A 635-nucleotide genomic window follows, 5' to 3' on the forward strand; every position below is an offset into this window, starting at 1 on the left:
ACTTTCGTGTTCACATAATTCTCGAAAGCGGAAGTTAAATCGTTGGGTCCGTTAGGTATCAGAATTTGTATTAAGTTTCAAATGCTTATCACCTAAAATAGTAATGTTTATATTCCATCTTGGGTGTAGTATCAAGTGATTGTTTTCATCAAATTCTAAAACAATGTGAATGTCATCATCTTGCTTTGTTAAAACAGCCAACCTCTTATTTTCTATGTCTATGTATGGCTTTAAACTCTCAACCATGTCTATTTGCCAATCAAAAAATTCCATCATTTCACCTCTAATATCGACTCTTATTGCAAACCACTCCCTATCAAAAGGAGTAGTATAGTGGTCTTAAAATACTAATGTAAAAGAGATAAAGTCCAAGAAGAACGGCAGTAATCACACGTGATGTTGTCGCCAATCTTTGGCTCTCGTACAACTTATTCAAGAAAAAGAAGAACAGGACTATCCAAATTCCCTTTGAAAAAAAGTTATGCAGTATACTGAATATAGCATCAAAAACTTGTATGAAATTCATGGAGCTTCCCCTTCCGTTTTTCCTTATTATACCATTAGGGGGAGTAATACATTGTGTGATTTTTGTTGTATATTATATTCATAGAGAGTTAACATAACGTAACATTATC

General features: G+C 33.2%; 2 protein-coding genes. Both read right to left on the reverse strand.

Annotated features, from left to right (window positions below; all coding sequences use genetic code 11):
- Positions 1-51: 51 nt before the first annotated feature.
- A complete protein-coding gene (locus Q9306_RS24535) occupies positions 52-273 on the reverse strand; it encodes a hypothetical protein (RefSeq protein ID WP_306203236.1) in 222 nt (73 codons plus the stop codon).
- Positions 274-316: 43 nt separating this feature from the next.
- Positions 317-526, reverse strand: a complete 210-nt coding sequence (locus tag Q9306_RS24540) for a hypothetical protein (RefSeq protein WP_306203238.1) — start codon at positions 524-526, stop codon at positions 317-319.
- Positions 527-635 lie beyond the last annotated feature (109 nt).

This window comes from Bacillus multifaciens (assembly GCF_030756675.1).
In the GTDB taxonomy this organism is placed as follows: domain Bacteria; phylum Bacillota; class Bacilli; order Bacillales; family Bacillaceae_G; genus Bacillus_A; species Bacillus_A multifaciens.

Bases quoted from the DNA above. Each gene is read 5' to 3' on its own strand.
- Q9306_RS24535 (WP_306203236.1), bottom strand. From the start codon at position 273: ATGGAATTTTTTGATTGGCAAATAGACATGGTTGAGAGTTTAAAGCCA.
- Q9306_RS24540 (WP_306203238.1), bottom strand. From the start codon at position 526: ATGAATTTCATACAAGTTTTTGATGCTATATTCAGTATACTGCATAAC.